Origin of the sequence: Dactylosporangium sp. NPDC051485, assembly GCF_040682015.1 — a bacterium.
Classification (GTDB): domain Bacteria; phylum Actinomycetota; class Actinomycetes; order Mycobacteriales; family Micromonosporaceae; genus Dactylosporangium.
This window is the reverse complement of the sequence record NZ_JBFAZW010000029.1, coordinates 49405-75164: the sequence shown is the minus strand read 5'-3', so window position 1 is coordinate 75164 and position 25760 is coordinate 49405. Positions and strand designations below refer to the sequence as shown.

Genomic DNA, 25760 nt, shown 5'->3' with positions numbered 1-25760 from the left:
GGACACATGCCGACCGTGCTGGGCTCTTTGCGCAGTCTCGCCCTGACACCATCGCTGGCGAAGGTCAGTTTCGCCGGCCGGGGCTTTCCGGTCACACCGACGGCTGCCACCCGCCATCTGGAGGAGGTTCCGCAGGCCGTCGTCTGTGGTTTCGAGTGGGCTATCGACGCCCGCGATCAGTGGGAGCTCGAGTGCCGGCTCAACCTCGTCGGACCTGAGATGCGGGGCTTCGCCTATGAGGGCGCGACGATGGCGTACACGGTGCTCGACGCGATGCGCGGAGGTCGCGGTACCCGAACCCGGGAACTGCTGCGCGGACCGGGCAGTCCGCATATCTTCCTCACCTACATCGGCATCGGCTTCGCGATGTCGCATCTGCCGCGGCCGCTGTGGAAGCGTGTGGTGCCTGATCTGACCGGGCAGCCGTATCACCCGACGATGAGCTGGCTGGCGGTTGACGGCTACGGCTTCGACAAGGCGTACTTCGACACCGCGCGGGTGGTCGACGGCCAGCGCCGGCTGGCCCCGTACCCGTGGGAGGGCCGGGCCGACTACTTCCCGCACGCGATCGACCAGGGCATCGGACGCGCTCTGTGGTTCATCCACGGCGGCCGGCCGGCTGCCGTGAGCGAGGCGGTGGAGCGTTTCGAGCCGCAGCGCCGTGCGGATCTGTGGAGCGGCGTGGGACTTGCCGCCACGTTCGCCGGCGGCGCCGAGGCCGAAGAGGTGGCCGCGCTGCGCCGGTCCGCGCGGGCGCAGGATGAGACATATGAGCTGCATCTGGCCCAGGGCTCGGTCTTCGCCGCGAAAGCTCGTGCGTATGCCGGGTTCGTGCCGGCGCACACGGAGACGGCGGTCGACGTGCTCACCGGCCTGACCGTGGCGGCGGCGAGCGAACTGGCCGACGCCGTCGCCGATGACCGCGGTGGCGACGCCGCGGCGCCGCGGTACGAGCAGTGGCGGCACAGCATCCGGCGGCATTTCGCCGACACGTGGAGCCGCCTCCATGCGTGAGCGATGACCAACACATTCGGGGCCTGCGGATGACCGCAGGCCCCGAATGTGTGTCATGAGGGTGTCAGGCGGTGGCCGGCCGGCCACCGCCTGACAGGCCGCCGCCTTACGCCGCCATCTTCGCGTCTTCCTGGGCCTCGTGCATCAGGCGGGCCATGGCCAGCTTGCGCGCGTCCATCAGTGCCAGCAGGACCGGCGGGTCGACGGATCGGACCGGTTTGAGCTGCAGGTTGGAATAGATCACGGTCGCGGACGAGATTTCGAGTGGGCCGTGGGTCGCCACACATACCCGCGGGTTGTGCGGGTCCATCGTCGTGTAGAGGTCGTCGTCGGCAATCGACTGGGCCAGCAGGTACCAGTTGCCTTCGGGGACGGTGTCGAAACGGAACGGGCCGGGCCGGGTGAGCACCGTGCAGCGCACCGGCTGGCCCTCGGGAACGCGCTCGGCGAACAGGCCGATGAAGATCAGCCCGTTCTGGTGCGTGCTGGGCAGTCCGGCCCAGCCGGAGACCCGGGCCCGCGACGGGGTGGCAGGCGCCGCGTCCGGCTGCGGAGCCGTGGCGATCTGCGGTGCGTAGCCCCGGCGCCGCCGGTAGACCGTCGGTGACATGCCGACACTGCGGCTGAACCGCGAGCTGAAGGTGCCGACGCTGTTGTATCCGACCTGCATGCTGATGTCGACCACGCTCAACGACGTCGACACCAGCAGCCGCTTGGCCTGCTGCAGCCGTAGCGCGGACAGGAAGCGTCCGGGCGAGACCCCGGTGGTCCGTTGGAAGACCCGAGTGAAGTGGAACTTGCTGAACATGGCCGCCCGCGCCATGTCGTCGACGGTGAGCCGCTCGCCGAGGTTCTCGTGCATCGTGGTGATGGCTCGTTCCACTGCGAGTTCGATCGAGTCATCCATGACGCCTCCCATGAGCCGAGGATTCGAATCATTGAAGTCTGTATATAGACTGGTGTCCGATGCGGACCTGCAGCATCCCTACCGTCGAGTATTGGTGGGTTGCATTCATTGGCTACCGCTGCCGACCTGAGGGTCATCTCAGTGGCAGCTCGGCCTCGTCCGTCGGATCGACATTGACTGGCGCTGACACTACTTCAGGCATGTGGGCCTGACAATACCTGGGCCACCACCTGGAAGCGATTTAAAGGATTCAATGAATGTCACTCAATGTGATTGTTGGGAAAACGGATACTGGCACGACCGGGTGTAGATAGTCCAAATTTCCGGTCTCCGCTCCGTCGGTGCCCCGTCCCGACTGGACCTCGGCACGGCGTGAACAGCGGGTCTGTTGCCTGCGCGCGTGGAGCGGCCCGCCCTCGCATCTTTGAAGATGACAGGCTGTCAGGTGCTGCGTAGATTTGTTCAAAGATCGTCTCAGGTGGCGTCGCGTGTTAGGTGGGAAGCATTGTCAGGTCTACTAGGTGCATTTAGGCGCCGTATTCTGACCCCGAATATGGCGGACACCAAAATTGACGTGCGCGGCTTTTACAAAAAGGACGAAAACGCGCGCGAGGTCCTTGAAAACATCGGTCGCTACTTTGTGACCGGTTACGCGTACGCGGCCGAGGCCGGTGCCGCCCGCGATGCCGAGGCCCCGCTGGAGGAGATTCCGGTGCGATTCCGCGGTTTCGCCTACGAAGGCGCCGCGATGTGCCTGGCGATCCGCGACGGCATGCCCATCGGCCACAGCCACCACGTCGAGGACTTCCTGGCCGGCCGAGGCGACCAGCACGTCTACATGGCCTACGTCGGCGTCGGCTGGGCGATGGCCCGGCTGCCGCGGATGTGCTGGTCCCGGCTGCACGCGCCGGATCCCCTGCTGCGCTGGCTCGTGCTGGACGGCTACGGGTTCCACCAGGCGTACTTCCATACCCGCCGTTACGTGCACGAGCAGTACCGCACCACCGGCTTCTCGTGGCCGGCGGAGGGGCCGAGCTGGTACGCGGACCGGGTGATCGACCAGGGCATCGGCCGGGCGATGTGGTTCGTGGGCGGCACCGACGTGCAGCGCGTCGCCGCCCTGCTCGACGCGTACGCTCCCGAGCGCCGCGCCGACATGTACAGCGGGGCAGGTCTCGCCGCCACCTACGCCGGCGGCGCCGCCGAGGACGAGCTGCTGTGGTTCTGGGAGCACGCCGGGCGGTACCAGGCGCAGGTGGCGCAGGGTAGCGCGTTCGCCGCCGGCGCCCGGGTCCGGGCCGGCCTCGTCGTGCCGCACAACGAGATCGCCACGAAAATCTTCTGCGGTCTGACGACGCAACAGGCGTCGGACATCACCGACCTGGTCCTCCCCGACCGGGCGGCCGACGGCGACCTGCCCGGCTATGAGCTCTGGCGGCAGCGGATCGCCCACGAACTGCCATCGGTCCGAGGCTGATCCGCCCCGCCCGGTGCCCCGAATCGCGCCCGGACGCGTGGCGAACCGTGCTTCTGAAAGAGAGGTCGTTTCCTGTGACCAGGATCGCCATTGTTGGTATGGCCTGCCGCTACCCCGATGCCGCCTCGCCGGTGGAGCTCTGGGAGAACGCGGTCGCCGGCCGGCGTGCGTTCCGGCGAATCCCCGATGACCGGCTGCGGCTGGAGGACTACTGGGACCCCGATCCGGCGGCGCCGGACCGGTTCTACGCCAGGCACGCGGCCGTGATCGAGGGCTATGAGTTCGACCGGATCGCGTACAAGGTCGCCGGCAGCACGTACCGCTCGACCGACCTGACGCACTGGCTGGCTCTGGACACCGCTGCCCTCGCGCTGGCGGACGCGGGCTTCCCGATGGGTGAGGGGTTGCCGCGGGAGCGCACCGGTGTCGTGGTGGGCAACACGCTCACCGGCGAGTTCAGCCGGGCCAACCAGCTGCGGCTGCGGTGGCCGTACGTGCGCCGGATGGTGGCCGCGTCGCTCAAGGACCAGGACTGGGACGACAAGCGGCTGGCCACCTTCCTGGAGGACTTCGAGAGCACCTTCAAGAGTCCGTTCCCGGCCGTCGACGAGGACACCCTCGCCGGTGGGCTGTCCAACACCATCGCCGGGCGCATCTGCAACCACTTCGACCTCAACGGCGGCGGGTACACCGTCGACGGCGCCTGCTCCTCCTCGCTGCTGTCGGTCGCGACGGCGTCCAACGCGCTGCTCGAGCACGACATCGACGTGGCCATCGCCGGCGGTGTCGACCTTTCCATCGACCCGTTCGAGATCATCGGATTTGCCAAGGCCGGCGCGCTCGCGACGGGGGAGATGCGGGTGTACGACCGCAACTCCAACGGCTTCTGGCCGGGCGAGGGCTGCGGCATGGTCGTGCTGATGCGCGAGGAGGACGCCCGCCGGGCGGGGCACCGGATCTACGCCTCGGTCGCGGGCTGGGGCATCTCCTCCGACGGCAGGGGCGGCATCACCCGGCCCGAGGTCAGCGGCTACCGCCTCGCTCTGCGCCGCGCATATGAACGGGCCGGCTTCGGCATCGAGACCGTCGGCCTGTTCGAGGGCCACGGCACCGGCACCAAGGTCGGCGACGCCACCGAGCTGCGCGCCCTGTCCGAGGCGCGGGCGCAGGCCGGACCCGGCGCAGCGCCGGCCGCGATCGGCTCGATCAAGGCGATGATCGGGCACACCAAGGCTGCCGCCGGTGTCGCCGGTCTCATCAAGACCGCGATGGCCGTGCACCACCGCATGCTTCCGCCGACGCTCGGCTGCGTCGACCCGCACGAGCTGCTGACCCAGGACCACGCACCGCTGCGGGCGCTGCGCCAGGCGGAGTCGTGGCCCGAGCGGGCCGAGGTGCGCGCCGGCATCACCGCCATGGGGTTCGGCGGCATCAATACCCACATCGTGCTCGACGGCACCGGATCGCGCCGGCGGATGCGTACCGACACCCGGCTGGGTAGCCTCGCCGCGTCGGTGCAGGACTCTGAGCTGCTGCTGGTCGACGCGGCGTCGGTGGACGACCTGCGCGAGCGGGTGAACGGTCTCATCGATTTCATCGGCCAGATCGCCTACGCCGAGCTCACCGACCTGGCCGCCACCCTGCACGCCGACCTGCGGGACCTGCCGTTCCGGGCGGCGGTCGTGGTCTCCTCGCCGGAGGATGCGCTGCACCGCCTCGAGCGGGTGCGTGACGCGCTCGACGCCGGTCAGACCCGGCTGTTCGCCGACCACGGCCGTGCGGTCTTCGGTCACGTCAACGGCCCGGGCCGGATCGGATTCCTGTTCCCCGGGCAGGGCTCCGGCCGGGGCGTCAGCGGTGGCATCCTGGGCCGGCGGTTCGTCGAGGCCGCCGAGACGTACACCGGCGCGGCACTGCCTGTCGCTGCCGACGCGGTCGCGACCGAGGTGGCCCAGCCACGGATCGTCACCGGTTCGATGGCCGGCCTGCGGGTGCTGGAGCGGCTCGGGATCGATGCGACGGTCGCGGTCGGGCACAGCCTCGGTGAGCTGTCCGCCCTGCACTGGGCGCAGGCGATGAACGAGCAGGACCTGCTGCGGATCGCCGCGCTGCGCGGACGCACCATGGCCCAGCACAGCGCGTCGGGCACCATGGCCGGCGTGGCCGGCCCGGCCGCGGCGGTCGCCGCCGTCATCGCCGGGATCCCGGTCGTCATCGCTGGGTACAACGGCTCCGCGCAGACCGTCGTCGCGGGCACCGAGGAGGGCATCGAGCAGGCGCGGACCGCGTTGCGTGACGCCGGCCTCGAGACCACGCGGCTGGCCGTGTCGCACGCGTTCCACTCGCCGCTGGTGGCGCCGGCCGCGGACGCGTTCGTCGCGGCGCTCGACGGCACCGAGTTCCTCCCCGTAGAACGCCGGGTCGTGTCCACCGTGACCGGCCAGGTGCTGCCCGCCGACGCGGACCTCCTGCAGTTGCTGCGCACCCAGATCACCGAACCCGTGCTCTTCTCCCAGGCGCTCGCGCAGGCCGCGACCGAGGTCGACCTCTTCGTCGAGGTGGGACCGGGGCGGGTGCTCGCGGGTCTGGCCTCGAGCACGACCGATGTGCCGGCGGTGGCCCTGGACACCGACAGCGAGTCGATGACCGGGCTGCTCAGCGTCGTCGGTGCCGCCTACGTGACCGGTGCCGCGAAGGTCCACCCGGACCTCTTCCGCGACCGGCTGACCCGGGCACTGAGCCTCGGCACCAAATTCTCGTTCTTCGAGAGTCCTTGCGAGGCGGCGCCACCGCTGGCGCTCGCGGCCTCGGCCACGACGGTCCCGGCCGTCGCGGAGCCGGTGCCCGTCGACCAGACCGCGTCCACTGTGGACATGCTGCGGCGGATCGTCGCAGAGCGTGCCGAGCTGCCGCTGGAGATGGTGCACGCCGGCAGCCGGCTGCTCGACGACCTGCACATGAGCTCGATCACCGTCGGGCAGGTGCTCAACCAGGTCGCGCAGGCGGTCGGGGTCCCGGCGGCGCAGCTGCCGACCAACCTCGCGACCGCGTCGCTCGGAGAACTCGCCGACATGCTCGATACGCTCGCCGCGACCGCCGACCCGGACGCGGCCACCTCACCGGGTACATCCGCGGAGGTGGCCGGTGCGGGTGCGTGGGCGCGGGCCTGGGCCATCGACCTGCGCGAGGAGCCGCTGCCGGCGCGGGAGGTGTCCCCGGCCAGCGGTGTCCGCGGGCACTGGCAGTTCTTCGCCAGCGCGGAACACCCCTATGCCGAGGCACTGCACCTCGCCCTGGAACACGGCCGGGTCGGCGAGGGCACCCTGGTGTGCCTGCCGGAGCAGTCCACCGAAGCCGACGTGCTCCTCGCGCTGCGCGGGGCGCAGGCCGCCGCCGCGGCCGGCCGCGGCCACCGCTTCGTCCTCGTCCAGTCGGGCGCCGGCGCGGCCGGCCTGGCCAAGACACTGCACCAGGAGGCGCCTCAGGTGCCGACGACGATCGTGCACGTGCCGCCGTCGGTGCCGGGCGCGATCGAGTGGATCGTGCGCGAGGTCGCCGCCACCACGAGTTATGCCGAGGTGTACTACGACGCCGACGGGGTGCGCCGGGTACCGACGCTGCGGGTGCTGCCGGTCACGCCGGAGCGGACCACGCAGGCGCTGCGGCAGGACGAGGTCCTGCTGGTCACCGGCGGCGGCAAGGGCATCACCGCGGAGTGCGCACTGGCCCTGGCTTTGGACACCGGTGCGCGACTCGCCCTGGTGGGGCGGGCCGATCCGGCGCAGGACGCCGAACTCGCCGCCAACCTCCAGCGGATGCGCGAGGCGGGGGCGACCGTGTGGTACGGCCGGGCCGACGTGACCGACGCCGGTCAGGTCCGCGCTGTGGTCGCCGAGGCGGAGCGGGCGCTCGGCCCGGTCGCCGGCGTCCTGCACGGTGCCGGCCGCAACGAGCCCGCCGCACTGTCCAACGTGGATGAGCAGCGGATCCGGGAGACGTTCGCGCCGAAGATCGACGGACTGGCCGCGGTGCTCGACGCCGTCGACGTCGGGCAGCTGCGGCTGCTGGTGACGTTCGGCAGCATCATCGGCCGGGCCGGCCTGCGCGGCGAAGCCCACTACGCCACGGCGAACGAGTGGCTCGTGGCACGCACCGCTGCATTCGCCGAGCGCCGTCCCGACTGCAAGGTGCTGTGCCTGGAATGGTCGGTCTGGTCGGGCGTCGGGATGGGGGAGCGGCTGTCGGTCGTGGAGTCCCTGACCCGTGACGGCATCGTCCCCCTCACTCCCGACCAGGGCATCGAGCTGCTGCGCCGGCTGCTGCGCGACCCGGACGCGCCGACCGTCGTCGTCGCCAGCGGGCGCACCGGTGCCATCAACACCGTCCGCTACGACCTGCCGCCATTGCCGATGCTGCGCTTCATCGAGCAGCCACTGGTGCGCTACCACGGCGTGGAGCTGGTGTCCGAGGTGACGCTCAACGCCGGCACCGACCCGTATCTTGTCGATCACCTGCTCGACGGCAACCTGCTGATGCCGGCGGTGTTGGGCATGGAGGCGATGGCGCAGGTGGCCGGCGCGGTCAGCGGCCATGACGGCGTGCCCGTGATCCACGACGCGGAGTTCCTGCGCCCGATCGTGATTCCGCCGGACGGCGAGACCGTGGTCCGCATCGCCGCGCTCGTGGTCGCCGACGACACCGTCGAGGTGGTCATCCGCAGTGCCGAGACGGGGTTCGCGGCCGAGCACTTCCGCGCCCGGTTGCAGTACGGCGGCCCGGACGTCGCGTCCGGCGCACCCGACCAGGTCGACGACGCGTTGTCGCCCGTGCCGCTGGAGCCGTTCGGCGACCTGTACGGCGACATCCTCTTCCAGGGCGGCCGGTTCCAGCGGTTGCGCGGCTACCACCGGGCCGCCGCCAGGCACGTCGACGCCGACGTCGCGTCCGTGGCGTCCGTCGCCTGGTTCGCCCCGTTCCTGCCCGCCGGGCTGATCCTCGGTGACCCCGGTGTCCGGGACACGCTCATGCACGGCAACCAGGTCTGCGTGCCCGACGCGACCCTCCTTCCGGCCGGGGTGGACCGCATCCATCCGGCCGGTGACCGGATCGTGCCGGGGACGGTACTGCGGTACTGCGCCACCGAGCGCAGCCGCGACGGCGACACGTACGTGTACGACATCGCGCTGCGCGACGAGGACGGCACGGTCGTCGAGCGATGGGAAGGGCTGCGGCTGCGCGCCGTGCGCAAGAGCAGCGGCCGTGGTCCGTGGTCCGCGCCGCTGCTGGGCCCCTACCTCGAGCGGGCACTCGGCGACCTCGTCGGTGCCGCGGTGGCCGTCGTCGTCGAGCCCGACGGACCTGACGTCCCCGGCCCCGGCACCCTCCCCGTTCCCGTTCCCGTTCCCGTCTCCCTTCCCGTCCCCGGCGTGGCCGGGCCGGGCGCGGACGGCCGCTCGGAGCATGTGCGTCGGCGCCGCGAGCGCACCGCGACGGCGGCCGGCCGGGCACTCGGACGGATCGCGACCGTGCGGTACCGGCCCGACGGCCGCCCGGAGCTCGACGGGGGACCGACGCTGTCGGCCTCGCACGACGTCGGCGTGACGCTCTGCGTGGTCGGTGAGGGTCCGCTCGGCTGCGACGTGAAGCAGGTCGACGAGCGCACTGCCCAGCAGTGGCAGGACCTCCTCGGCGTGCACGCGAACGTGGCCCGGCTCACCGCCGCCGCGACGGGCGAGAGCGACGACACCGCCGCCACCCGCGTGTGGGGGGCGATCGAGTGCCTGCAGAAGGCCGGGCGGTCAACGCGTGACCCGCTGATCCTGCGGCCCGAGACGCGGCCCGGCTGGGCCCTGTTCAGCTCGGGGACCCTGCGGGTGGCGACGTTCGTGACCCAGTTGCGGGGCGTGGACTCGCCGGTGATGTTCGCAGTGCTGAGCGAAGGACAGGCGTAGCGATGGACAAGTACTTCGAATACCTGCACACCGTCGGCTTCGAAGAGACCAACATTGTCGGCAACGTCTACTACGTCAACTACCTGCGCTGGCAGGGCCGGTGCCGGGAGATGTTCCTCAAGTCGCACGCCCCCGACGTCCTGGACGACCTGCGCGCCGACCTGAAGCTGTTCACGCTCAAGGTGTCGTGTGAGTTCTTCGCCGAGATCACCGCGTTCGACGAGTTGTCGATCCGCATGCACCTGGTCGACCTGGCGCAGACGCAGATCGAGTTCAGCTTCGACTACGTCCGGCTTGATCCCGGCGGCGGCACCACGCTCGTGGCCCGTGGCCGGCAGCGGGTGGCGTGCATGCGCGGCCCGAACACGCTGACGGTGCCGACCCGGGTGCCGGAGCCCCTGCTGCGTGCTCTGCAGCCCTACACGGCGGACGGGCGTGGCTAGGTGGACGACGCGAAGGTTCTGCGACGCGCATACGGCACATTCGCCACCGGCGTCACGGTGGTCACGGTCGGCGGTAGTGTCCCGCACGGCATGACCGCCAACTCGTTCACCACGGTGTCGCTCGATCCACCGCTGGTGCTCATCTGCGTCGGCCGGTCCGCGGTGATGCACGAGGCGCTGCAACGGACCGGCACGTTCGGCGTCTCGGTGCTCGCCTCCGACCAGGAGCGGGTCGCCCGGTACTTCGCCGACCCGCGCCGGCCGCTGGGCGGCGACCAGTTCGACGCTGTCGACTGGTTCGCCGGCCCGCAGACCGCGGCCCCACTCATGGTTGATGCACTGGCACAGTTCGAGTGTGAGCTGTGGCGCTGCTACGACGGCGGGGACCACTCGATCTTCGTCGGGCGGCTGCTGTCCCTGGAGCGCGGTAGCGCCGAGGACGCGCTGCTGTTCTGCCACGGTCGATTCGCCCGGCTTGACACCCATCCAAGTGAGGTGACCGCATGACGGTGCTCCACCAGACCCCGCGGACCCCGCCGGGGCCTTCGCGGGCCGCGGCCCCGCGCATGCTGCTGACCATGGCCCGTGACCGGCTCGGCATGATGACCTCGGCCGCGGCGCGCTACGGCGACGCGGCCATGCTGCCGGTCGGCCCGAAGGTCCTCTACTCGTTCAACCATCCGGACCACGCCAAGCACGTCCTGGCCGACAACGCCGCCAACTACCACAAGGGCATCGGCCTGGTGCATGCCCGCCGGGCGCTCGGTGACGGCCTGCTCACCAGCGAGGGCGACCTCTGGCGCAAGCAGCGCAAGGTGATCCAGCCGTCGTTCCAGAACCGCCGGCTCTCCACGCACGCCGGTGTGGTCGCCGAGGAGGCCGCCGATCTCGTCCGCCGGCTGCGGGCCCGCCAGGGCGGCGAGCCGGTCGACATCCTGGAGGAGCTGACCCACCTCACCCTCGGCGTGCTCGGTCGCACGCTGCTCGCCGTCGACCTGCGCGGCTTCTCGTCGGTCGGGCACGACTTCGAAGCGGTGCAGGATCAGGCGATGTTCGAGCTCGCGTCGCTCAACGCGGTGCCGGCCTGGATTCCGCTTCCCCGGCAGTTGCGCTTCCGTAAGGCCCGCCGGAACCTGCAGCGGGTGGTCGACCAGATGGTCGCCGGGCGGGAGGGGGACACGGAAGGCCGTGACGACGTGCTGTCCCGGTTGATCGAGTCGGCCCGTGCCGAAGCCGACCCGCGGGTCGGCCGGCAGCGGCTGCGCGACGAACTCGTCACGTTGCTGCTGGCCGGTCACGAGACCACGGCCAGCACACTCGGCTGGACCTTCCACATGCTCGACCGGCACCCGGAGGTGTGGCAGCGCCTGCACGAGGAGGCGGTCAGCGTCCTGGGCGACCGGCCACCGCGGTTCGAGGACCTGGGGCGGCTGCGGTACACGTCAATGGTCCTCGAGGAGACGATGCGGCTCTACCCGCCGGTGTGGATCCTGCCCCGCCGTGCCCTCGAGACCGACGAGGTCGGCGGATACCACGTGCCCGCCGGCGCTGACGTGCTCATCTGCCCCTACACGCTGCACCGCCACCGCGCCTTCTGGGACGACCCCGAGCGGTTCGACCCCGAGCGGTTCGACCCGGACAAGTCCGCCGACCGGCCGCGCTACGCCTACATCCCGTTCGGCGGCGGTCCCCGCTTCTGCGTCGGCAACAACCTCGGCATGATGGAGGCCGCCTTCGTCGTCGCCTCGGTCGCCCGCGAGCTGCGCCTCACCACCCGGCCCGGGTACCGCGTCGTCGCCGAGCCCATGCTGTCGCTGCGGATCCGCGGCGGCCTGCCGATGTCGGTGCACGACGCGACGTGACCAGCGCCGCGAGGCGGACAAACACGGAGGGCGCCGGGATCATCCCGGCGCCCTCCGCTGTGTCTGTACCGCTATTGCAGCTGGCTGGTCGGCGGCCGCGGCAGACGCCGGCGGGGACGGAAGATCAGCAGCAGTGCCACGGCGAACACTACCGCGGCATCGATGGCCAGCAGGGTGGCGCCGAACGGGTCGATGTCGCCGTGCTGATGCCCGACCGCTGACGCGAGCTGGGCTTCCCGCTCGCCGTCCGGCGGCACCGGCGGCGCGACGCCGGTGCCGACGCTGAAACGGGTGACTCCGACCGCGTCGGCGCCGCTGGCCAGCACCACGTGGTAGACGACGGTGAAGTCGCCGGTCCCGGTCAGGGTGACCGGCAGCCGCAGCGTGTCGCCGTCGGCGCGCAGGTCGCCGCCGTCGTCCACGAATCGGCCGGTTGCGTCGCGCACGCTGACGTGCGACGACTCGGCGTCCGGCCGGCCGGTGCAGGTGAGCACGATCTGGGCCGGTGCCGCCGCCAGGGCGGTGGCGTCGGCCGGGTCGACCGACGCCACCACCACGTCCTTTGCCTGGGCCGGATGCTGACCGGCGATCAGCAGGAGCGCCGCTGCGCCGCACACCAGCGTGCGGCGCAGCGTCCTGTGCGGTTCCGGTCGCCGGCGCACGGTAGCGTCACACGCCCGACGCGGCCGGATCGCGCCGCGTTTCGCCGACGCAACTACAGGCCATCTTCGACAGATCCGCATAGTTGGGGCGCAGGTGGAAGTACACCGCGATCACCATCGGGATGAAGACGATCGAGTTGTAGAACAGGTGCAGCTCCACTCGCGGGTAGAACAGCTGCAGCACACTGGTCGGCACCGGCTTGCCCCACAGGTTGTGACCGGTCTGCGCCTGCAGCAGCAGCAACAGGTGCTCGATGTGGTGCCAGAACTGGATCGCCAGCGCGACCGTCCACCACAGTCTGGCCCGGCCGACGAAGCCCGGCCGCAGCAGGAACAGCCCGATCAGCATCACGATCGCGTAGCCGTAGTGCAACCACTCCGAGGAGACCAGCCACGGGTAGAACTGGCCGAGGACGCCACGGGCCTTCGGCCGCGGCAGGTGCAGCACCCAGATCTGGTAGGCCTGGACGAGGTGCTCCGCCCAGTGCGCCAGGACGATCACCATGAACGTGTTCAGTGCCAGGCGATGAAACCTAGTGTTGAGTAACGTGAGGGCTCCAGGCGAGCCGGGCCGGGCTGCGATGCTTGCCACGGTTGACCTCCGGGCGGTAGGGCGACAGGGGACAGGCCCAGACTAAAGTCCGTCGATGGATCGGTCTTTTTCAAACGTGCACTGTTTTGCGTCAGTTGTTGTACGGCATCGTGGGGAACCATCCGATACCGAAGATCGCCGGCACCCGGACGTCCCAGTACACGACGGAGAAGACGCCGAGCGCGATCAGCAGGGCGCCGCTGATCAGCGCCACCCGGCGTGGGTTGCGGGCCACGGCGGTGACCAGGCGGCCCCGCGTGACCAGGTTGATGAGCAGGTAGACCACGACGACGAGGGTGATGTTGCCCAGTGACTGCAGCGCGAACGCGGCTGCGCCGTACAACGGGTTGTGTGTGTCGGCCGCCCAGTGGAACAGCTTGTTGAACAACGGGTACGGCCGCCCGACGAGGAACCCGCCGACCAGCGCGCCGAGCAGCACGACCCGCCCGACGGGCCGGTTGGCGAACACGTCGCGGATGACGCCGCTGGCAGCCAGGCCGAGCCAGATCAGCACGAGGCCCACGAGTCCGAAGACGACCGAGGACTGGATGATCCGGACCGGCACGCCGCCGCTCGTGGCCGTCGACAACTGCGGCAGCCGGTCGCCGAGCAGCACCCCGACGAACCCGTAGGTGACCGACACGGCGAGCATGCCGAGCATGAACCAGGCGGCAGGGCGCAGCATCATCCGCAGCCCGCCGGTGTGCTTGCCGCGGGCCGTGGCGGCCTGCGTGAGCGGCCCGACGGTGGCCGCTACGGCGATGTTGCAGGCGGTGAACGTGCCGGCGAGACCGGACACGAACGCGAACGCGAGACCGGCCGCGGTGCCGGCGATCGCGGTGCCCTTCGCGTCGTGGCCGAGCATGTTGTCGGCCACATTGCGGCCGATGACGGTGTCGACGAATTCCGCCGACCACAGGATCGCCAGCAGGACGCCGCCGAGCACGCCGAGTACGACGGCGACGACCTGGGACCGATTGCCGGTGCCGGTGACCGGCAGCGGCGTGTGTTGGGCATGCAACGTCATGGCGTTTCCAATCCGACGCTGAAACAGGGCTATCACCGACGGCTGCGCTGCCGTCGGTGATAGCCAGGACATTCCGGATGACCGGGTCAGGTGGTGACCGGTTGCCGCGCGGCGGGTTCGGCCTGTGCCGTGCCTCGGGAGCGTTCCCGCGCCCACTTGACCCACCACATCGCGCCGCGGATGAGGCACACGATCGTCACGGCGAAGAACATCGTGTAGACCACGTTGGCCAGCATCAGCACGCCGTAGACCATGCCGACGGACGAGCCGAACATGAACTGGTTCTTCGCCGACGACGGCGTGGTGCCCGGGTCGGTGATCATGTAGTTGGTGAACAGCACGAACGCGACGCCGGTCATCGGGACCAGTGCTCCCCACAGCGCGACGTCCCAGATGAAGTGCCGCAGCAACGCCTGGATCACGAACGAGCCCAGCCAGCCGACGATGAGCGCCACCTTCTTGGTGAGCATGGCGTTGAGCACGGTGCCGGCCGTGACGATGATCGTCGGGATCAACAGCGAGAACACGTCCGGGACCCGCTCGGTGAAGTGGTACGGCGGGGCGACGTTGACCCACGAGAACGCCAGCAGTGTCACGGTGATGCCGAAGTTCGACGGGTTCATGAAGTGCCGGAGCCGCCCCTTGATGGGCGCCTGGAGCAGGGTCTTCTGCCCGATCGCGACGACGACCGCGAACGCGATCGGCCAGAATTTGTCGTTGGCGTAGAGCAGCATGTTCGCGGCCAGCGCGGTGATGTGCGTCGGGAGCAGGAAGGTGTACATGCCCCAGGCGCCGTTGCCGAGGAAGGCCGGGCGGCGCTTATGGGCCTTCGCCGCCACGATCTCGATGGCGATCTCCGCCGTGTAGCCCACGAGCAGTGCGAACAACGGCCACGTCCACGGCTGTTCGAAGCCCAGCACGGTGTAGCCGAGGATGTTGAAGATGCTCATGGAGATGGCGAAGTTCCGCAGCGCCAGATACCGGGGGTCGCGGGCGCCGACGCGCGGCACCGCGGGATACTGGTCGCGGGGCGACGGTGTGTTGAGGCCGGTGCCCGGGACGGTCAGCTGCGCCGTCGACGGTTTGCGTTGCACGTCGGTCATGGTCACTTCACCACCTGGGCGTTGTCGGTCAGCATGAGGTCATGCCAGCCGGCGTCGAGTTGGAGCTTCTGGCTGTGCGCCGCGCCGTTGAGGTCGCGCCACATGAGCTCGGCGTCGACCGGCTTGCCGGCGCCGGTGCCGAGGCCGAAGAAGACGTCGAAGCTGCGCCGGCCGGAGTGCCCGCCGCCGCCGTCGAGCTGCGCGATGCGGGTCGTGCCGTCGGCCATCTTGATGCAGACCACCGCGCCGTATGCCGGGGTACCGAGCGCACCGGTGCCGGCCGGCTCGCCATCGCTGGCGGGGCGGAACAGGCGCAGCCCGAGGAAGTTGCCGGAGCCGCGCTTCTCGTTGTGGTAGAAGATCGGCCGGTCCCACTGCCGGGCCACGGCGAAGTCCTGGCCGCCGTCGGCGTCGATGTCCGCCACCGCGACGCCGCGGGTCGGGATCGGGTGGTCCATGCCGAGCTCGTGGCTGAGGTTCTCGTACCGGCCGTTCTCGCCCTTCACCCAGAACGCCAGCGAGTTTGAGCCGGCGAGGTCGTCGCCGGGCTCGGCGTGCGGCCACATGTCGGGGTTGGCGAGCATCACGTCGTTGGCGACCGCCAGCTCCTGCAGCCAGTTGAACCGGTTGATGGTGCCCTTGACGAAGCCGTCGGTCTGCACGATCGTCAGCTGGCCGCTGTTGTCGAAGTCGGCGGCCTTGACGTCCCAGCCCCAGCCGATCCAGGCGAGGTTCGTCTTCGACGCGGCATTGTCGAACGGCGCGACACCCTTGTCCATCGCTGCCTTCGCCGCCGCGGGGTCCTGGGCAGTGTTGCGCCACAGGAAGTTGCTCTCCTCCAGGCCCCAGGACTCGGTGATGTTGCTGACGAACATGGAGAAGCGGCCGTTGCCGTCGATGTCGGCGAAGTCGATCGACATGCCCTTGAACGAATCGTGTCCGAGCACGAGCGACTTGGGTGTCTTGTAGCCGCGGCGCCCTTCCAGCAGCTTGAACCGGATCTTGCCCGGTGTGGAGACGTTGTGGAAGAAGCGGTCGTTGCCGAAGTCGTTGGCCAGGTAGAGCTCGGGCAGCAGGTCGCCGTCGATGTCGGCGGACGCGGCCCCCAGGGTCCAGCCGGACGCGTAGGCCGGATCGATGGCTGACGTGTCCTCCACGTAGGTCACCGACGGCGTGGCACCGCTGGTCGCCGCCGTCCACCGCAGGACGTGGGCGCCGCCGGCGTTGCGGGCGTGCGACATCGAGTGGTTCATCTGCACGTTCGGCGGGCCCTGCGGGTCGAGGACCTGCGTCTCGGGGAAGTAGTTGAAGACACCGATGTCCGGGTGCCCGTCGCCGTCGAAGTCGGCCACCGCCACCGCGTTGGTGTTCCACAATGGACCGTGGTATTGGCCGTCTGTGCCGTTGTCCTGCGGGACGAGCTCGGTGGCGAGGTAGCTCGACCGTGACAGCGGCGCGGTGCCCGGCAGCTTCAAGAACAACACCGGGGTCCGGCCCCAATAGTAGACCAGCAGGTCCATGCGGCCGTCGCCGTTGAAGTCACCGGGTGTACAGCCCATCGGCGCGATCCCGGCACCCATGGGCAGCGGCGCGGGGTCCAGCACGAACGGCTGATAGGTGTTGGCGCTGGCGCCCGGCGCGGACGTCACGATGACCGAGTCGCTGCGCGTGTCGACGAGGCACAAGTCGTCGGCGACGCCCTGACCGTCGAGGTCGTTGACGGCGATCGCGGCGCCGACCGAGGAGATCCAGGACCGGATGTGCTCGTACTGGGGGTTGACGGTGCGCACCGTCCGCGTCGGCAGGCCGGGCGGCAACGCGATTTCCCGCTCGGTGAACTGGAACCGCGACGCCATCGCCGTGCGCTCCTCGGCGGAGGCCTTTGGCAACCGCGCCGCGACGAACAGCGCGCCGACGAGGGCGAGCACGAAGATCATTGGGATGAGTCGGCGTAGTACGCCAACGGGTTGCGATGGCAACGGTCCCCCTTCGAGGTGGCTGGATGACGCCGGAGGGAGTCACCGCGGGCAAGACGGTGCCTCTGCCGGCTCCCGTCATCCTGTCCGCCCCACGGACCCGAAGTCTTCTCACGGAATGCGCATCAGGCCTGCATACGGGGCGGATAGCGGGGAGTGCCACGCGCTCCTACCGAGCGCTTCGAAGGGATTTCGGCCGGCGGTACACGACAACGCACCGGGCGGCAATGCCGCCCGGTGCGTTGTTGCCGGCGGGTAGGTCAGGGACGGATCTTGACGACCTGACCGTGCCCGTCGCCGAGCACGCCGTAGTTGGTGACGTAGATCGAACCGTCCGCGCCGACCGCGATACCGCTCGGCCCGAACAGCTTGCCGGCGGCCAGTTCCGTGCGGGTCCCGTTGGCCGCCAACCGGGTCAGCCGGCCCGCGGGAGCGACGCCGGCGGGGTTGGTGAGGATGCTGTCCTTGGCCAGCTCCAGCACCAGCAGCCGGTTCTGCTTGTCGAACGCGAGATCGATGATGTTGGTGAAGCCGGTGGCCACGACGCTGGGTGCGCCGCCGTTCGCCGGGATTTTCCACACCCGTGCCCCGCCGATCTGGAACGGGAAGCCGGTGAACTCACCGATGTACAGCGCACCGTCCGGACCGCGGACGATCCCGGTCGGCACGGACTGCATGGGCAGCGTGGTGCCGGCCGGCAGACCCAGGAAGCCCGGCGCTTCGACCGGCTGGACGGCCAGGGCCGTGACGGCCGACGGTGCGCCCGTGGAGCTGATCCGTATCACCGAGTTGCCGGCCGCGTCGGTGGCCACCAGTGAGCCGTCCGGGTTGCCGATCAGCCCGTACGGGTTGGAGGCGATGTCGCCGCCGTCGGGGTTGACGTTAACCTCGTACGGCAGCAGGTCGCTGAACGAGACCGGCGGGTTGGCCAGCGGCTCGAGCGTGACCACCCGGCCCAGCAACTGGCCGTTGCTGCCCAGGCCGTCACGGAACTCGTGGTCGCCGCCCAGGCCGAGGGTGGCGTAGACCTTCAGGCCGCGGATGGCGAGGTGCTCGATGCCGACCGCGTTGTCGCCGTCGATGGTGCTGGCCAGTGACGGCAGGCCGGTGACCACCCGGTACTGGCGCCACTGGTTGGACGTTGTCGCCGGGGAGTGCAGGAACGGCAGCACGCCGGGCGGTACCACGCCGGTGACCGAGCCGGTCATGCCGAGGCACCAGATTCCGTTGGCCTTGCCGGGGGTGGTGACGCACGGACCGGGCCCCCCGTTGCCCGCCTCGGCGACAAGCAGCACGCCGCCGGGGCCGACAGCGATGCCGCGTGGGTTGTCGAGCCCGGTGGCCACGACGGTGAACGCGGGATCCGCTGCGTACGCCGAGGTCGGGGTGACGCACAGTGCCACGGCAACCGCACCGGCCGTGAGACCCTGCAGGAGACGCTTCATCAGGACTTTTCCCCTTCGGGACAAGGCGATGGCGTCCCGGCCGGGTGCCCGCGGGTTTCTTCACCATGTGAAATCACATTGGCGTCAATGAGTTACACAGGTAATGTTCCGCATGCGGGCCGAGACGCAGGTCGTGCCTATGGCTGCGCTGAACATGTGTGCCCTCCGCGCCATCGGCATGATCAAGATAGTCGATGCGAAGCGCGATAGTGTAGTCCCATCGGGGCGGCTTTCATAGCCGAACATGCCTGCATTCCGTCTGGGTGGACGGATGCCTCCGTACGTTCGGCCAGAATCTGCGTCGTGCTGACGTGCATGAATGCCGTGCTAGCCCGGGCAAACGGAAACCCCGGCCCGAAACGGGGGATCGGGCCGGGGTCGTTTCCGGGTGGAAGCTACTTCTTGATCTTGGTGTACTTCCCGGTCAGCGTGATCTTGCCGATCGCCTGCGGCTCGACGGTCTCGACGAACTTGTCGAGCGTGGTCTTGCCGGACAGCCCGGCGGTCTCCGAGCCGAGCGCATACAGCGTGACCTCGTAGTCGTGCGTGCCGCCGGGCGGGTTGGGACCCACGTACGGCTTCAGCTCCTTGGTGCCCGCGGGCATCGAGGAGCCGGACGCGGCCTCGTCCAGCGAGGTCGCGTCGGCCGGGATGTCCACGACCATCCAGTGCACGAACTTGCGGGCGACCGGGTGCAGGTCGACCACCGAAAGCGCGAACGACTTGGTGCCGGCCGGCGGGTTTTCCCAGGACAACGGGAAGTTGATGTTCTCGGCCGGCTTGGCGTACTTGGCCGGCATGGTCTCCTGGTCCTCAAACGCCGGCGACGTGAGCTTCATGAACGCCGGACCCCCTTCTCTCTCGTAGCGTGCGTGATAGTTCAGGCCTGCCGGGCAGCGTAATGCAGGAGCACATTGCCGGAGTCGAAGCTGTGCGTTCCGATGAGCTTCATCTTCTGCTCCTTGACGCCCTCGAACATGAGCTTCGGGTCGTCCAGCACCACCGGCGTCACGGCGAGCAGGTATTCGTCGACCAGGTCGGCGTTGGCGAGCTGCCGGACGATCTCACCGCTGCCGAAGATCACGATGTCGCCGCCCGTGCCCTCCTTGAGCTTGCCAACCGTCGCCTCGACGTCACCGTGGTAGAGCTCGGTGTTGACCCACTCGACGTCGGTGAGGGTGCGGGAGAAGACGACCTTGGTCATCTCGTTGAGCTCCTCGCCCATCTTGCGCATGCCGGCCGGCATGTTCGGGTCGGCGGCGACCGCGGGCCAGACGTTCTCGAAGACCTGGTAGGTCAGCCGGCCGAACACCACCGTGTCCGGCGACATCAGCTCGTGGGCCTTACGGTCCACCGACGGGTCCGGGATGGACCAGTTGACGACCGTCTCGTCGCCACGCGCATACGCGCCGTTGAGGGACACGCGGGTGAAGACCACCAGTTTGCGCAATGTCTTTCCTTTCTCGCGGTGATGAACTGTGTTCTCGAGGGGCTTATCGGTCGGTGCCGTCGGCCGGCGCCGGCACCGCGGGGACCTCGTCCACGTCCGCCTCGGCGACGGCGTTGCGCGGCTCGGGTCCGACATTGTTGAGCAGCAGCACGACGGCGATCGCGGCGACCACGACGATGCCCGCGGCGATCCGCAGCGACAGGGCGTAGCCGTCGGCGGCCGCGGCGGCCCGGCCGGCACCCTGGTGCACCTGGTCGGCGGCGTGCCGCAGCGCGAACGTGATCAGCGCGGCGAGGCCGAGCGCCTGACCGGTCTGCTGGAGGGTCTGCTGGACACCGGAGGCGAGACCGGCGTCCTGGCCGGTCACTCCGTGCAGCGAGGCGTTGGTGATCGCCGGTGTGATCATGCCCGAGGCGATGCCGAAGATGATCATGCCAGGCAGGACGCCGCTGGCATACGAGCTGTTCTCGTCGATCATGCTGGTCAGGAACAGGCCGACGGCCGCCAGCAGGTAGCCGGCCACCGCGATGGCCTTGACCCCCACCTTCTGCATCAGCCCGGCACCCAGGCCGATGCCGACCCCCATGGACAGGCCGAACGGCAGGTAGGACAGGCCGCCGTGCAGCGGCGAGAACTCGAGGACCTCCTGCAGATACAGCGTGAGCAGGAAGATGTAGGACATGAAACAGGCGGTGAACAGCAGGCCGGCGATGTTGGCCGTGACCCGGGTGCGGTTCTGGAAGAACGACAGCGGGATCAGCGGGGCCGAGGACCTGCTCTCGATCAGTGCGGCGGCGAGCAGCAACAGCACGCCGGCGCCGAGCGGCAGCAGCACGTTGGTCGACCCCCACGCGTGCTCGGCGGCCTGGAGCAGGCCGTAGACGATCGCCACCAGGCCGGCCGTCGCGGTCACCGCGCCGAACAGGTCGACCCGGCCGCGGGTGCGGGCCATCCGGCTCTCCGACACCAGGCGCGGCACGGCGAGCAGCGCGATCACCGCGATCGGGATGTTGATGTAGAAGATCCAGCGCCAGGAGGCAAGGTCGGTGAGCAGGCCGGAGATCACCACGCCGGAGACGCCGGCCAGGCCGGCGACGCCGCCCCAGATGCCGAGGGCCTTGTTGCGCTCGGTCTTGTCGGTGAACAGCAGCGCGATCAGGCCCAGTGCGGCCGGCGCCGCGAGCGCCTCGCCCAGACCCTGCACGAAGCGGCTGGCGACCAGCATCTCGGCCGAATTCGCGGCGCCGCAGGTGGCCGAGGCAACCGCGAAGATCGCCACGCCGATCATGAACAGCCGGCGCCGGCCGAAGAGGTCGGCGAGCCGGCCGCCGAGCAGCAGGAAGCCGCCCGCGATCAGCACATAGGCGTTGACGACCCAGGCCAGGCCGGTCTGCGAGAAGCTCAGATCGTGCTGGATGCGCGGCAACGCGACGTTGACCACCGTCACGTCCACCACCTGGACGAAGCTGACCAGGGCGAGAACGATCAGTGCCTTCCACCGCCGAGGGTCACCACGGACGGCATCGGCGTCGGCCGCTGCGGACCGCTCCGTGCTCGTGCCGGCGCTCGCGGCCGTGTCTGTCTTCCTGGACATGTAGAGTTCCTTCACAAGGTCGTTCGTTCGCCCGGCGGGCGTCCCTCCGACTGGTTGTCGAAGTTGGCCGGCGTTTCTCGACAGTCCGGCGGGAGAAAGTACGCCGATCGGGTGACCGGAACTCGGTCTGAGTCGTTGCTGGTAGATGTGAGGATCTTTCACGTGGGTGAGGGCACGGTCGAGGACCTGCTCCGTGAGCACGCGCCGCACGTGCTGGCCGCGCTGGCCCGCCGGCACGGGAGCTTCGACATCTGCGAGGACGCGGTCCAGGAGGCGCTCTACGCGGCCGCCGTGCAGTGGCCGGTCGAGGGTGTGCCGGACAACCCGCGGGGCTGGCTCACGACGGTCTCGTCCCGGCGCTGGACCGAGCTGTGGCGCAGCGAGAACGCCCGCCGCCGGCGGGAGCAGGCGGCCGCCGCGCTCGACCCGGTCGACCCGCCCGAGATCTGCGTCGCCGACGACTCGCTGACCCTGCTGCTGCTGTGCTGCCACCCGTCGCTGGCCCGCAACGCGCAGGTCGCGCTCACCCTGCGGGCGGTCGGCGGGCTCACCACGGCCGAGATCGCCCGGGCCTTCCTGGCGCCGGAGGCGACCGTGGCGCAGCGGATCAGCCGGGCGAAGCAGAAGATCAGAGCGAGCGGCGCAGAATTCGCGCTGCCACCGCCGCAGGAGCGCCAGGAGCGGATCACGGCGGTCATGGAGGTCCTCTACCTGATCTTCAACGAGGGCTACACCGCCAGTTCGGGCCCGCACCTGCACCGGGTGGAGCTGACCACCGAGGCGATCCGGCTCACCCGGCAGCTGTACCAGCTGCTGCCCGACGACGGCGAGGTGGCCGGCCTGCTCGCGCTCATGCTGCTCACCGACGCCCGGCGGCCCGCGCGCACCGGCCCGGACGGCGCCCTGATCCCCCTCGCCGAGCAGGACCGCGGCCGGTGGGAGCAGAAGGCGATCTCCGAGGGCGTCGAGCTGATCACCAAGACTCTCGCCAGCGCGCCGCTCGGTCCGTATCAGCTGCAGGCGGCGATCGCCGCGGTGCACGACGAGGCCGCGTGGGCCGGAGACACCGACTGGCAGGAGATCCTCGGCCTCTACGACCTGCTGCGCACGTTCGCGCCGGGCCCGATGGTCACCCTGGGCCGGATCGTGGCGATCGCCATGGTCCGCGGCCCAGAGGAGGCGATGGCCGAGCTGCGGGAGGCCGAGCAGGAGCCCGCGCTGGCCGGGCATCACCGGCTGCACGCGGTCTGGGCGCACCTGCTCGACCTGTCCGGCGACCGCGCGGCGGCCCGTGATCGCTACGAGCTCGCCGCGCGGCACACCCTGAGCCTCCCGGAGCAGCGCTACCTCAACGCCCGGGCGGCCGCTCCCGATTACGCGGTGATCCGCAGGATCTCGCCGCCGCCCGCCGTCACCGAGTTGTTCGCGACGTAGATCGCGCCGTCGGGCCCGACCGCGAGGCCGCCGGGCGCGGTGAGGCGGCCGGCCGCGAGCTCGGTCCGGGTGCCGTCGGCCTCGACCCGGGTAAGCGAGCCGACCGGCAGCGTGCCGGGCGCGGTGCTGGTCAGCCCATCCCTGGCGTAGGACAGCACCAGCAGCCGGCCCCGCTTGTCGAAGGCCACGTCCATCACGTTGGTGAAGCCGCTCGCGTACGTCGTGAGCCGGCCGGACTCGGTGACCCGCAGCACCTTGGCCCCGCCCTTCGGGAAGGGGTAGCCGGTGAACTGGCCGAAGTAGAACGCGCCGTCGGGGCCGCGCACCACGCCGGTCGGCACCGACTGGCTCGGGATCGTCGTGCCGGGCGGCAGGCCCAGCCCCGGCGGCGCCGCGACCTGCTGCACCGGGGCCACCGCCACCAGGCTGACCTGGCCGGAGGCGGAGATGGACAGCACGTCGTTGGCGGCCGCGTCGGTGGCCAGGGTGCGGCCGTCACCGAGGCTGACCAGGCCCCACGGGTTGCTGTCGACGACGCCGCCGGACGGCGCGTCCGGGTTGTTGGCGACCTCGAACGCGAGCAGGTCGGCGTGGACCCGCGAGTGCGTGCCGGGCCGGACCTCCAGCACGTGCGCGAGCCGGGACCCGTCGGCGCCGAGCGCGCCGCGCATGGTGTCGTTGCCGCCCAGCCCGGTGGTGACGAAGAGCCGGCCGCCGGACAGGGCCAGCCGCTCCGGGCCCAGCGCCGACGAGCCGTCCGAGCCGGCCAGCGAGGGCAGGCCGGTGCTCACCCGGTACCGGCGCCACAACGACGACCGGTCGGCCTTCGCGGTGCCGTAGGACAGCACGCCGGGCGGGACCACCGCACTGACCGCGCCCGAGTCACCGAAGCAGACCTGCAGCGTCGGCTGGCTGGGTGCGGGCACGCACGGCCCGGCGCCGCCGCGGCCGGCCTCGGCCACCAGCAGGACCCCGCCGGGTCCGACGAGGATGCCGCGGGCGTTGTCGAAGCCGGAGGCGACGACCGTCACCGAACCGCCGGCGACGGCCGGGCCGGCGACGCCCACCAGGCCCAGCGCGGCGACCAGCGGCACCGTGCCCAGCCGGAAGATTGCTCGTCTCATGGTCTCCACTCTCGATCGGGGTCAGCCTGGAGGAATCTCCACGCCGGGTTCGGTCAGCGGCGGCCGGTGATGAGCATGGTCTTGGCCGCCGGCTCGCTCATCACGCCGAGGATCGGCCGGTCGTAGCGCTTGCCGATCTCGGCGATCGTGGACACCGTGATGTCCCAGCCGCCGGCCTCGAGCACGTCCACCGGCTCCGGCCGCAGCTCGGTCTGCCACAGCCCGGGCGCGACCGCGAACGGGGTCTGGTCGGCGGCGGTGGCGAACCGCGAGGTCAGCACCCGGTCGCGCTCGTTGCCGGGCACGCACTCCAGCCCGATCCGGCTGCCGGCCGGCGACATCGCCCGTATCTCAGCGAACAGCCGGGCCTCGGCGTCGGCCGGAAGATACGAGAGCAGGCCCTCGACCAGCCAGGCGGTGGGCCGGGTCGGGTCCAGGCCGGCCGCGCGCAGCTCGCCCGGCCAGTCGGCGCGCAGGTCGGCGTGCACCAGGCGGCGGTCGCAGCGCGGCTTCGCGCCGTGCTCGGCGAGCACCTCGTCCTTGAAGGCCAGCACGCCCCCCTGGTCCAGCTCCAGCACCAGGGTGCCGGGCTGCCAGTCCAGCCGGAACGCGCGGGTGTCCAGGCCGGCCGCGATCAGCACGACCTGGTCGATGCCGGCCGCGATCACCTCGGCGAAGTAGTCGTCGAAGAACCGGGTGCGGACCCCCATATAGGTCGGCATCGACGCCCACAGCGGGTCGAGTCCGGCCGGGTCGGCGTCGACGGCCGGCAGCAGCTCACCGGCCGGTCCGGCGCGGCGCCCGGCGTCGACGAAGCACTCCGCCCACTGGTCGCGGGCCACCGCGTCGGGGCGGCGCGCCTCCATGGCGCGGCACAGCGCCACGGCGAGGGCGGTGATGCCCGCGCCGGACGCGATGGTCCATTGATCTAGGTCGCTCATCCGTGTTCCTCCCGGGGGCGTTCGAGCTGCCGGACCAGTGTGCGAGCGGGGTGTGCTGGCCGGCATCTTCCTCGCTGCGCAGTCTTGGCCGGCCCCGCAGCACGTTGGGAGGTGATCGGTGGACCGGCACCGCCCTAGCCTGACCACATCCACGGTTGACGATCAGCCCGAGGAGGCGACGTGGCACTGACCGAGGACACGGCACTGAGCGAGATCGACGCGGAGACCGTCGCGAGCCTGCCGCAGGGTGACGTGCGGCTGCTGCTGCACCCGGTCGCCCAGAGGCTGCTGGTGTCCCGCGAGCTCGCCCGGGTCGCGTACGTGGGCCTAGACGGTGCGCCGCGGGTGCTTCCGATCATGTTCCACTGGAACGGCACGGAGGTGATCCTGGCGTCCTTCTGGAACGCCGCGAAGATCCGCGCGCTGCGGGTGCGGCCGGAGGTGGCGCTGACCATCGACAGCTCGGTGCACCCGCCGGAGATCCTGCTGATCCGCGGCCGCGCGGTGGTGACCGACGTGGACGGGGTGGCCCCCGAGTTCATCGAGGCCAACCTGCGCTACGGCGGCCCCGAGTTCGGCGCCTCCCGGATCAGGGAGGTCGATCACCCCGGCGTGCGCATGCACCGCATCGCGATCAAGCCGGAGTGGGTCGGCGTGCTCGACTTCAAGACCCGCTTCTCCGGCCAGCGCACGGCCGCGAAGTTCAGCCAGCGTGGCCGTACCGGCTGAGCATTCTCGAAGAACTACGGGGATGGCAC

Annotated in this window: 20 protein-coding genes; 8 read left to right on the top strand and 12 right to left on the bottom strand. The window is 70.3% G+C overall.

The features are described 5' to 3' along the window. Positions 1-6: 6 nt before the first annotated feature. Positions 7-1014, top strand: a complete 1008-nt coding sequence (locus AB0M46_RS18880; protein ID WP_363337547.1) for a DUF1702 family protein — start codon at positions 7-9, stop codon at positions 1012-1014. A 106-nt stretch (positions 1015-1120) separates the two neighbouring features. Here the strand turns inward: AB0M46_RS18880 and AB0M46_RS18875 are convergent, their stop codons facing one another. After that, positions 1121-1921 carry an AraC family transcriptional regulator gene (locus AB0M46_RS18875; RefSeq protein ID WP_363337545.1) on the bottom strand — a complete coding sequence of 267 codons (801 nt, stop codon included), beginning with the start codon at positions 1919-1921 and terminating at the stop codon, positions 1121-1123. Between the two features lie 505 nt (positions 1922-2426). On the opposite strand from AB0M46_RS18875, the gene AB0M46_RS18870 reads away from it, so the two are divergent. The 5 genes from AB0M46_RS18870 (at position 2427) to AB0M46_RS18850 (ending at position 11654) form a co-directional block, all read left to right on the top strand. Then, positions 2427-3398: a DUF1702 family protein gene (locus AB0M46_RS18870; RefSeq protein WP_363337583.1), complete on the top strand. Its 972-nt coding sequence runs from the start codon at positions 2427-2429 to the stop codon at positions 3396-3398. A 74-nt stretch (positions 3399-3472) separates the two neighbouring features. Beyond that, positions 3473-9349, top strand: a complete 5877-nt coding sequence (locus tag AB0M46_RS18865; protein ID WP_363337543.1) for a type I polyketide synthase — start codon at positions 3473-3475, stop codon at positions 9347-9349. A gap of 2 nt (positions 9350-9351) precedes the next feature. Beyond that, positions 9352-9792, top strand: coding sequence for an acyl-CoA thioesterase (locus AB0M46_RS18860; RefSeq protein WP_363337541.1), 441 nt, complete (start codon positions 9352-9354; stop codon positions 9790-9792). Next, positions 9793-10299 (top strand): flavin reductase family protein, encoded by a 507-nt coding sequence (locus AB0M46_RS18855; protein WP_363337540.1) that lies wholly within the window; start codon positions 9793-9795, stop codon positions 10297-10299. It abuts the gene before it with no gap. Beyond that, entirely contained in the window at positions 10296-11654 is a 1359-nt protein-coding gene (locus tag AB0M46_RS18850) for a cytochrome P450 (RefSeq protein WP_363337538.1), read from the top strand. The genes AB0M46_RS18855 and AB0M46_RS18850 overlap by 4 nt, the downstream gene beginning before the upstream one ends. A gap of 71 nt (positions 11655-11725) precedes the next feature. Here the strand turns inward: AB0M46_RS18850 and AB0M46_RS18845 are convergent, their stop codons facing one another. The 9 genes from AB0M46_RS18845 to AB0M46_RS18805 all read right to left on the bottom strand — a co-directional run bounded on the left by AB0M46_RS18845 (position 11726) and on the right by AB0M46_RS18805 (position 21503). Then, complete coding sequence (locus AB0M46_RS18845; protein ID WP_363337536.1) at positions 11726-12316, bottom strand: copper resistance protein CopC; 591 nt, start codon at positions 12314-12316, stop codon at positions 11726-11728. A 7-nt stretch (positions 12317-12323) separates the two neighbouring features. Next, complete coding sequence (locus AB0M46_RS18840) at positions 12324-12821, bottom strand: hypothetical protein (protein ID WP_363337534.1); 498 nt, start codon at positions 12819-12821, stop codon at positions 12324-12326. A 178-nt stretch (positions 12822-12999) separates the two neighbouring features. Further along, complete coding sequence (locus AB0M46_RS18835; protein ID WP_363337532.1) at positions 13000-13935, bottom strand: hypothetical protein; 936 nt, start codon at positions 13933-13935, stop codon at positions 13000-13002. A gap of 86 nt (positions 13936-14021) precedes the next feature. Beyond that, positions 14022-15038, bottom strand: coding sequence for an enediyne biosynthesis protein (locus AB0M46_RS18830; RefSeq protein ID WP_363337530.1), 1017 nt, complete (start codon positions 15036-15038; stop codon positions 14022-14024). A 2-nt stretch (positions 15039-15040) separates the two neighbouring features. Beyond that, positions 15041-16975 carry a VCBS repeat-containing protein gene (locus tag AB0M46_RS18825; protein ID WP_363337529.1) on the bottom strand — a complete coding sequence of 645 codons (1935 nt, stop codon included), beginning with the start codon at positions 16973-16975 and terminating at the stop codon, positions 15041-15043. A gap of 299 nt (positions 16976-17274) precedes the next feature. Then, positions 17275-18459: a ScyD/ScyE family protein gene (locus tag AB0M46_RS18820; protein ID WP_363337527.1), complete on the bottom strand. Its 1185-nt coding sequence runs from the start codon at positions 18457-18459 to the stop codon at positions 17275-17277. Positions 18460-18854: 395 nt separating this feature from the next. Then, on the bottom strand, positions 18855-19298 hold the full coding sequence (locus tag AB0M46_RS18815) for a YbhB/YbcL family Raf kinase inhibitor-like protein (RefSeq protein WP_363337525.1): 444 nt from the start codon (positions 19296-19298) through the stop codon (positions 18855-18857). Between the two features lie 41 nt (positions 19299-19339). Continuing rightward, the gene (locus AB0M46_RS18810) at positions 19340-19909 is read right to left on the bottom strand and encodes a dihydrofolate reductase family protein (RefSeq protein ID WP_363337523.1); all 570 of its coding nucleotides are present in this window, start codon (positions 19907-19909) and stop codon (positions 19340-19342) included. Between the two features lie 43 nt (positions 19910-19952). Continuing rightward, entirely contained in the window at positions 19953-21503 is a 1551-nt protein-coding gene (locus tag AB0M46_RS18805; protein ID WP_363337522.1) for an MFS transporter, read from the bottom strand. A 162-nt stretch (positions 21504-21665) separates the two neighbouring features. Here AB0M46_RS18805 and AB0M46_RS18800 point away from each other — a divergent pair, with 162 nt between their 5' ends. Further along, on the top strand, positions 21666-22937 hold the full coding sequence (locus tag AB0M46_RS18800) for a DUF6596 domain-containing protein (protein ID WP_363337520.1): 1272 nt from the start codon (positions 21666-21668) through the stop codon (positions 22935-22937). Here AB0M46_RS18800 and AB0M46_RS18795 read toward each other — a convergent pair. Continuing rightward, positions 22877-24061 carry a ScyD/ScyE family protein gene (locus AB0M46_RS18795; RefSeq protein WP_363337518.1) on the bottom strand — a complete coding sequence of 395 codons (1185 nt, stop codon included), beginning with the start codon at positions 24059-24061 and terminating at the stop codon, positions 22877-22879. The genes AB0M46_RS18800 and AB0M46_RS18795 overlap by 61 nt on opposite strands. A 53-nt stretch (positions 24062-24114) precedes the next feature. Continuing rightward, positions 24115-25002 carry an SAM-dependent methyltransferase gene (locus AB0M46_RS18790; protein WP_363337516.1) on the bottom strand — a complete coding sequence of 296 codons (888 nt, stop codon included), beginning with the start codon at positions 25000-25002 and terminating at the stop codon, positions 24115-24117. 180 nt (positions 25003-25182) lie between these two features. Here AB0M46_RS18790 and AB0M46_RS18785 point away from each other — a divergent pair, with 180 nt between their 5' ends. Next, complete coding sequence (locus AB0M46_RS18785) at positions 25183-25731, top strand: pyridoxamine 5'-phosphate oxidase (RefSeq protein ID WP_363337514.1); 549 nt, start codon at positions 25183-25185, stop codon at positions 25729-25731. Positions 25732-25760: the final 29 nt, after the last annotated feature.